The sequence below is a fragment of the Bartonella sp. AA23NXGY genome (assembly GCF_042197165.1).
Classification (GTDB): Bacteria; Pseudomonadota; Alphaproteobacteria; order Rhizobiales; family Rhizobiaceae; genus Bartonella.
On the sequence record NZ_JBHIRO010000004.1, the window covers coordinates 134,264 to 142,554 of the forward strand.

Genomic DNA, 8,291 nt, shown 5'->3' on the forward strand with positions numbered 1-8,291 from the left:
TGAGAAATGCAAGAGCCGTACAACGAAAAAAGAGATGCAAATGCCTTAATACGCGTTTAGCTTATCAAAAAGGGGGATATAATGGCACTTTTTCCATTTTCTATTTCTGATATTGATGATCCGGAATGTATTCGTGTGGTTCTTTATGCTAGCGGAAGAATGGGACATGCTCCTTTAAACGCATTGTTGAAGAAAGCATATGAAGATATTACAAAAATTGCAAAGCGCATGGATGCTTTAGAAAAAAAATTAAATGCTCTAGATCTTATCAATGTCGAACAGAAAAAAAATGAGAAAGAAGAGAAGCAAGACAGTATTAATAGTGTTGTGAGTGGTGGAATAACGACACCAAACAGTTTTGTGAGCGCACCAGAAATTAAAACAGAATCATCGTCCGTTGGAGACATATTTTTTTCTCCAATATACGAGGCGCCAAAAATAGACTACAGCTCTTTTATTTCAAAATTTACAGCACATAAGCCGCTAGAAATACACAGTAGTGTTACTCAAAACATCAGTGTTGAGCATTCTAGAGAGATTTCTTCTTTGTTAGATAAGGAAAAATAGAAAAGAGTGATCATAACAATATGTATGGGGTGAAGCTATAGATCAGATAAACCTGATTTATATCTTCGGTGGAGCCTGAAATTGCACTTTGTTTGAGATGTTAAAAAATGGTAAAAATTGATAGAGAAGCGTTGTTGCTGGATAAGTTGATCATGCGTTGTTGGGGAGAGTAGGGCGCATATTGAAATCTAAGGGTAAGTTTTTAAAGCCTACAGAGTAAGGAGCTATGCCCAAATAGAAACGCATGGCAAAAGAAGCTTTAAAAAGATAAAAAATCTTGCAATCATTTTAAAAAGCTTTTGGATAGAGCGTTTGATGATTTTAACTCTATAAATAATTTGCGGTTTTTACGCTTTTTTAAAAGAGAAAAAGTGCAGTTCCTCGCAATTTTAATTTGTTAAAAATCCCATAAAAAGAAAATGTTAATTGCCAAAAGGACAAAAGCAGAAAAATGCCTATAAAAAAATCATGCGTATCGTTGTGTCTTTTCTTATAAAGAAGAGAAATGCTGTACTGTTGGAGCAGGCTTGAAGGCTAACGTTTCACTTGTTTTCTTATCAGACAAGATTGTACAAGCGGTTGTTGATTTGTCTTATCCTGTTTATGCTGTAAAGACTGTCCTTTCAGGTGTGATGATATAAGGCAAGTCTCTTTGTAAGAGCTTCCATGATACAAAAAGTGTTTTTTAAAGGGCGTGGCAAATATTTAAGGCAGGCTTATTTGTTGAGCTTTAAGTTTAAATCAATCACATGTGAGAAAGCCAAATGGACCCCACTGCAATCTGGGCTGTTGATAAATCAGATTGGGTGAAGAATCTTCATCTTTTGAAGTGGTGAATGTAAGTTAAGAAAAACCAGCTTTTACAAGCGTAAAAGAACGGGTCTTATTATAATTATGGACTTAAATCATGTGTGTTTTTTCATGGATTATATTGAGATAAAGCTACAAAGTATTTTGATTTATTTGATACGTTTTTATTTTAGAAAGTGTATTGTTATAAACAGCTCTCCTCAATACGAATGTATCATTATTTATACTCTTTTTGGATATTTTTATAAATATAATTAAAAAGCTTGCAATACTATACGTTTTGTGTATAAGTATTTATTATTGATTTCTTTTGTATTTTATTTAGTTATATCTCTATTCATAAGCCGCGCCTTTAAATGGTGCGGCTTTTTTTACTTTCTAATAACAGGGGCGCTATATATTTGTTATTGAGATGGCTTTGGATATTTTTCTCATTATTGTATTTTGTGATTTCATTTTGCAGTGAAATCTTTAAATTCTTGTGTGTTTTATCCCAATAGGGAAGATTCAAATAAAAATGCAGGCGTCTGGGGTTGGTTTCTTTGCTTTGGTTGGGGGGCGTTGAATAGTTAAAGAATCTTTGTGATTGTTTGACGGAGAATGATATGAGGTGAAGCATAAAATGGTGGCGCATTTGAAGGGCCATTATCATACATGCCAGCATGGTCAAAAATGCAAATGTGTCTTTAACAGTGTTTGTTGATCTCGATTAGAAAGTCCATTCTTTTTTGTTAGGAGTTTTACATCTATAATCTCTTATCTTGTTTTAGCGACTGCTTTTTGAGGGGGCGGTAATAGAAGGCGTATAAGATTTTATATATGAAGTGTTTGTGTGGTGAATAACGGTAAATCCATTGAGCACTCCCATCTTTACGCTTATGTAGAGGCAAGCCCGCACCATTATTGTATTTTCTAGCTCCCAATATTTACGACAGCCTTGGTTCGTGAGATGCTTCATAAGAGCCATATGCCTTTCTTATACAGTTTTTAATCCACATGCTAGCTCCGCTTGTAACTTGTAAGCAACATGGTTTTGATTGTTTCAATAGAAAACAAACTTCGGATGAGAGAATCCTATGGTGTTCGGGTTTCTCATTCAACATGTAAAACAATAAATATTCTTTATAAATCAATATGACATGTCTTAACAAAGACGAATTGTTTATAGATCCGCATGGATGAAGAATCTTCGTCTTTAAAAGTGGTGAGAGAAAATCATCAGCCCTATTTTTTCATAAAGGGCATGAGAAAAGTGTTTCATAAGAATTATATACGATAAGAATTATACGGTAAAAAAGAGAGTCTTTTGACATAAGAGTCTTGATCGTTTGCGGCTATAACCTGTATTGTGTACACAGATACTTCTATCATTTTTTGCTGTAAAAGCTTCTCTTGGGATATTAAAGGGTACAATCTTTATGGAAAAAAGAATCCGAGCAAGACAAAAGGCTTATTTCAAAAGATTATATCGCAAGATTGCTTTTGTTTGCATAATACTTTTTTGTATAGTGTTTTTGTGTTTTGTTGTTGCAAAGGTGGTTAGTTATTTTTCTTCTCATAAAAAAGTAACACAACAAGCACCCGTTGAATTGGTTATTCCTGTTTTTGATCTACGCGTATATTGCAAGGAAATTTCTGCCTCCGTTATGCCCGATATGAAAAGAGAGGTTTATCAGCATTGTCTTAATTTGGAAAGTGAGGCCTATTTTGCTATTCGTGAAATGTGGGATAAGCTTTCTGATAGTGCTAAAAAACAATGTTTGACGAGGGTCCGTCCTGGGGATGGAAATTATTTTCTCTTACGAGACTGTTTTCTGAATGAAAGAGAAAATAAAACAGGCAAAAGGCGCAATTACTTTTAAGTTTTTATATGGAAAGTTAAAAGGATGCGAATTTTGATAAAAAGATAAAAGCCTCTTAAATGACTATCTGCCTCATGACCAATAGCAGCTTGATTTATTTATCTTGTTATATCGCACTTCTTATTTAAGGTGTGGCGACATAAGGTATGGATGGCCTCCTTGAAATGTTTAAGGGGGCGTGGTGGAGTTTCAGGAGGATTTGTTGCGCTTTTTTAAGGGAAATAACGAGTGTGGGAAATCCATTTCGTGATGGTTTTGGTGAATGGTATAATGGTAAAACCATCATGAAATGTATAAAATTTATAAAGCATGTTCATCTTTATGGTTTAAACAAAGAATAAGCCGGTACTATCTCACACTTTGCTCGCTCCCAATGGTGCCTCTCGACAGCCCCTTAGCCTTAGAGAGGGTTCATAAGAGGCACTTTTAGTCTTTTTTATTGTTTTTACTCCACGCAGGTTTTCCTACGTGTAACATGCAAGAAAAAGAGATTGATTCAACAGCAAACAGATTGAGGATGAAAAATCCTACGGTATTAATTTTCTTACTCAACACAAAAAATATGAATTATCATTACAAATCAATTCAGTGTATGAATTTTATAAGTATTTTCATTGTTGACAGACCAGTGTGATTTGAGAATCTTCCTTCTTTGAGGGTGTAAGTCAATAGACATGACAAAAATGAGTAAAAAAACATTCCTTTTATAAACATTTACCGCTTCTTCATGCGTAAAGCGCTGTGCTGGGTTTAAAAATGTGCTTGTTTTATAATTCTAGTTTTCTTTATCAGAAAATTCTTTATCAGAAAAGATAAGTAAGGAAATACGTTAGGCCATTCTTATTGATAGGCTTTGAGGAGGGTATTTTTTTGAGAAGAAGCTGATTTTTAAAAAAGTGTGACATATTGGTCGTTTTTTTCATAATTTGATATTTTTTTGTATTTAAATATTTTGTTTTTAAGCTCAATTTGTTATAAATAAAAACTGTGATTAACTTAAAAACTCTATGGGTTAAAATAAAAATTGATAGTATCATTGACTTGTTTGGGAAAGAAGATTGATCTCTTGGTGATTATAGGGCTTGAATAATACTTCGTGTTAATCTATCTATAAAAGTTAAGAGGTTTTGTGAGGCGATCGTGGATTATCGCTCGCAAGGGGTTGCTTTAGCGATGAAGAGAGGCTATATTTATAAAATAAAGAGGTTCGCGCAGTGACTCGTTGAGATGGAAGTGCTTGTGAGTTAAATGCACGAGGGGGTAGAGGATATCGGCGTTTTTAGGAGCGGTGGTTTTAGAGCAAAAAAGGAAGCTTCTACTATTCTCTGGCAGGAATTTTTTCTTTGTCAGGTGTGTTATATGTGTGTTTTCCTTTTTGTTTTCCACAAGATAATTATTTTTTTAGTGAAATATGGTTTATTTTAAAAAAAACACTTGGCATTTTACGTGAACATCATTAGGTTTCTGCTGTTTGACAGAGAAAAAGGGAATTTTTGATTTACGATTTCCCTGCTGTTTTGTGATTTTCAAGAAAATATATGCTTTTATCAATATCAGTAGGGTTCGTTTGAGTGAAATAAACGCGGATAGCTTGATAATCGTATGTTAAACATGATCAGCATTATCAAAAGATAATGTAATGAGGAAGCGTCAATTAAGACACACATAAGACAAACACTCCAAAAAGGGATAAAGATGAGGCCACAACAAAATAGACGGGTACGCGGTCGCAATAATAACAATAATGGTAATAACAATAATAATCGTCGCGGTCCTAATCCGTTGTCTCGCAATTATGAAAGTAGCGGTCCGGATGTTAAAATTCGCGGGAATGCTCAGCAAATTGCCGATAAATACATAAGCCTTGCACGTGATGCACAAGGTGCAGGTGATCGTGTTATGTCGGAAAATTATTTACAACATGCCGAGCACTATTTGCGTATTATTTTAGCAGCAGCTGGGCAAATGTCTCAATCGGTTCGGCGTGATGAAAATCGTGGTGATGAAAACGAAAATCGTGATGAAAACAATGGGCAAGAATGCGGTGAAATAAATCTTGATGGTGAAAAAAAGGATGCTGTCGAGGGTGATACAGATGTATTACAAATGTCGTCGCAAAAAAATGGCAATGGCCAATATGATAAAGCGCAAAATGGGGATGCGCGTGAAAACGCTTTAGAGGCTCTATCGGATGAAAAAACAGATCAAGAGCACTGCCTCTCTGAGAAAAATGTTGAACCTGTCAAAAAAATACGTCGTTCTCCTCGTCGACGTACTGTACGGACTCAAGATGAATCATCTCTTGAGCTTTCACTTACAACAGCAGAAAGCTCTAGCAATGGAGATGCATCAACAGCAACAAAAACAGCAACAAAAGAGGATTCTTCTTTGCCTGGATTAGGTGAGGGGATACAGAGAAAACCACGCCGTCGCCGAGTGGTCAATCTTGAGGCAGAGGAAAATGTTTAAACCTGAAGGGTGCTGTGTAAGCGCGCTTGTGTGGTGATGTTATTGGTATCATGATAATAAATTATAATATGCTCAAGAAGCTTCTTGCGCTTTCCTTGAGTTTTCACGGGGCTGTATTGAGACTTAACGAAGGCTGTTGACAGAAAAGATTGCCTCTTTGCTGAGATTTAAGTAAGGGGATACAGGGAAGATGCGTCGTCGCTCAAGTGGTCAATCTTGAAGCAGAGGAAAATGTTTAAACCTGAAGTGTGCTGTATAAGCGCTTGTGTGGTGATGTTATTGGTATCATGATAATAAATTATAATATGCTCAAGAAGCTTCTTGCGCTTTCCTTGAGTTTTCACGGGGCTGTATTGAGACTTAACGAAGGCTGTTGACAGAAAAGATTGCCTCTTTGCTGAGATTTAAGTAAGGGGATACAGGGGAAGATGCGTCGTCGCTCAAGTGGTCAATCTTGAGGCAGAGGGAAATGTTTAAACCTGAAGGGGGCTGTATAAGCGCTTGTGGTGATGTTATTGGTATCATGATAGTAAATTATAATATGCTCAAGAAGCTTCTTGCGCTTTCTTTGGATTTTCACCGGCAATATTGAGACTTAACAAAGGGTGTTGACAGAAAAGATTGCCTCTTTGCTGAGATTTAAGTGAGGGAATACAGAGAAAACCACATCCGTGTATTTTAAGAGGCAGTTCTTTTATGAAGAACGCAATGTCGTTGTTTTATTTAATTCACACTTATATTCAATGTATTCATGCCCATTTCGCACTGGTGTTCATGAATTCTATCATGTGAAATCCATCGGTTATCTTTGCTTAATAAAAGATGTAAACTGGGCGTTATTGCTTTAATTTTCAATGTTGCAACAGTTCTTCTTTTGATACCTGATTATCTATAAGAGGTATTTTATTCATCCATTTCCTTGCTGGGATATGTAAAGAAATGATTTTGATTCAGTTTTTTACGAACAGATTTGAAAGGGAGAATCTTACAGTATTTGAGATTCTCGTTTGACATGCAAAATAAATCATCACTATAAATTAGTATGTTGAATTTTTGCACTCAAGAAGAGGTATTTCTTGCACGTTTATTAGCTTTTCCCAAGTGATGTCATTTTCTTAAAATGGGAATGCGTTGACAGAAAGGTTTCTTCTTTTCCAAGATTTAAGTGAGGGGATACAGTAAAAAACGCGCCGTCGCCCGTGTGGTGGATATTTAAGACTTATCACATTAATTTATAATAATAATTCATTGTTTTGAATGTTAGGTGAGGGCCCCTAAACCCCTAGAATTCTCTCATTTCCAAATTTGTTCCATGTTGGATCAACAAAAACCATTCGCTTGCACGTTGCAAACGGGGAGAGCCCGTGTGGATAAATTTGTATAAGAAGGAATAAAAATGGCTCTTATGAACTCTCTCTAGCGCCAAGGATTGTGGGCAACATCCACGAGTTGGTAAAGCGTGTGATAATGCCGGCTTGCAGAAAATGTTTAAACCTTCAGAATGCTATGTCAGCGCTTATTGATGTTAGTTTTCTTAATGAGGCATTATCTTCGCTCTCTCTTTTGTTGTTTCAACAGAAAGAATGGAGACAAGTGCACCGGTATGATAATTGTAAATCATAAATTTTGTTTGTCCATCAGGGGTTAAAACTTTCAGTACAATATTGTGTTCTGAGAGGCTTTGCGACAAAATCTGTGTTTTTTCCGGTAGAGAGAGCGTATGATGGATAACGTGTGGGTTTTTGCTGAGAGAGGAAGATAGCTCTGTTTGTTTTGGCGCTGATCCGGTTTTTATCACTTTATAAACAATTAAAAACAGTACGGTTAGAATAAGGAAAAGCGTTATTAAAACGGAAATAATCATTAAACCCATAAGTTTTTTTCTCACTCGTTCTACGGCAGGGTCTAAAGGGAGATCTTGAGGCAGAGAATTTTGCTCTGTGTGATGGTCTTTTGAAGGGTGCATTCGCTTATTATCCATCATGTCTTTCATTGATTATTTTTTTTGAGATCTGATGGGTTTATGCTTTTAAAGTTTTTTGTGCAAGAGGTTTGTGGAAGAAGAATGTAAAAGAGGAAGCGATGTTGGTAAAATATCTTCTTTGTGTACTGTAGACAGCTTGTCCTTTACGTTTTGGCTTTTAAGAAGAAAATTTCCACGGTTTGTTACAGACCAGATCAAGTTTACTTCTTGTTGATGTAAACTGGGTTGTACGTTTATACATTGAGCAAAAATTTGTTGTCCATAAAGTGCAAACTTTTTTGTGGACGGGACCATGGCCTGTTCACAAGCTTGAGCCGTGGGATAGATTTTAACCATTGTATTGTTCGAATAGCAACTATTAAAATCATCTGTACATGAAACTAATAAGAGGATAAAAACAAGGGGATTCATCAATTATTTTCCAAATGACAGGTTGACAGAGCGGACTCCAATTTGTCAGCCTAGGGACTTCTTCACTGTTAAACGCTTTCAAAGTTTTTTAGTTCCCCTTTGAGATGGGTTTTCCCCTTTGAGATGGGTTTTCCCCTTTGAGATGGGTTTTCCCCTTTGAGATGGGTTTTCCCCTTTGAGATGGGTTT

Annotated in this window: 5 protein-coding genes and 1 pseudogene; 3 read left to right on the forward strand and 3 right to left on the reverse strand. The window is 36.0% G+C overall.

Features of this window, described 5'->3' with window-relative positions; genetic code table 11:
- Positions 1–81 precede the first annotated feature (81 nt).
- A complete protein-coding gene (locus tag ACFINY_RS03725; RefSeq protein ID WP_375611687.1) occupies positions 82–567 on the forward strand; it encodes a hypothetical protein in 486 nt (161 codons plus the stop codon).
- A 1,640-nt stretch (positions 568–2,207) separates the two neighbouring features.
- Here ACFINY_RS03725 and ACFINY_RS03730 read toward each other — a convergent pair.
- Positions 2,208–2,303 (reverse strand): annotated as a pseudogene (locus ACFINY_RS03730) (DUF4102 domain-containing protein); the annotation flags it as partial.
- A gap of 492 nt (positions 2,304–2,795) precedes the next feature.
- Between ACFINY_RS03730 and ACFINY_RS03735 the strand changes: the two are divergent.
- Positions 2,796–3,239 (forward strand): hypothetical protein, encoded by a 444-nt coding sequence (locus ACFINY_RS03735; protein ID WP_375610680.1) that lies wholly within the window; start codon positions 2,796–2,798, stop codon positions 3,237–3,239.
- Positions 3,240–4,934: 1,695 nt separating this feature from the next.
- Complete coding sequence (locus ACFINY_RS03740) at positions 4,935–5,708, forward strand: DUF4167 domain-containing protein (RefSeq protein ID WP_375611688.1); 774 nt, start codon at positions 4,935–4,937, stop codon at positions 5,706–5,708.
- A 1,534-nt stretch (positions 5,709–7,242) separates the two neighbouring features.
- On the opposite strand, the gene ACFINY_RS03745 is transcribed toward ACFINY_RS03740, so the two are convergent.
- Positions 7,243–7,692, reverse strand: coding sequence for a hypothetical protein (locus ACFINY_RS03745; protein WP_375611689.1), 450 nt, complete (start codon positions 7,690–7,692; stop codon positions 7,243–7,245).
- A gap of 45 nt (positions 7,693–7,737) precedes the next feature.
- Entirely contained in the window at positions 7,738–8,103 is a 366-nt protein-coding gene (locus ACFINY_RS03750; protein ID WP_375700857.1) for a hypothetical protein, read from the reverse strand.
- Between the last annotated feature and the right edge of the window lie 188 nt (positions 8,104–8,291).

Excerpts from the sequence above, each read along its gene's own strand:
- ACFINY_RS03725 (WP_375611687.1), top strand. The coding sequence starts at position 82 with ATGGCACTTTTTCCATTTTCTATTTCTGATATTGATGATCCGGAATGT.
- ACFINY_RS03735 (WP_375610680.1), top strand. The coding sequence starts at position 2,796 with ATGGAAAAAAGAATCCGAGCAAGACAAAAGGCTTATTTCAAAAGATTA.
- ACFINY_RS03740 (WP_375611688.1), top strand. The coding sequence starts at position 4,935 with ATGAGGCCACAACAAAATAGACGGGTACGCGGTCGCAATAATAACAAT.
- ACFINY_RS03745 (WP_375611689.1), bottom strand. The coding sequence starts at position 7,692 with ATGATGGATAATAAGCGAATGCACCCTTCAAAAGACCATCACACAGAG.
- ACFINY_RS03750 (WP_375700857.1), bottom strand. The coding sequence starts at position 8,103 with ATGAATCCCCTTGTTTTTATCCTCTTATTAGTTTCATGTACAGATGAT.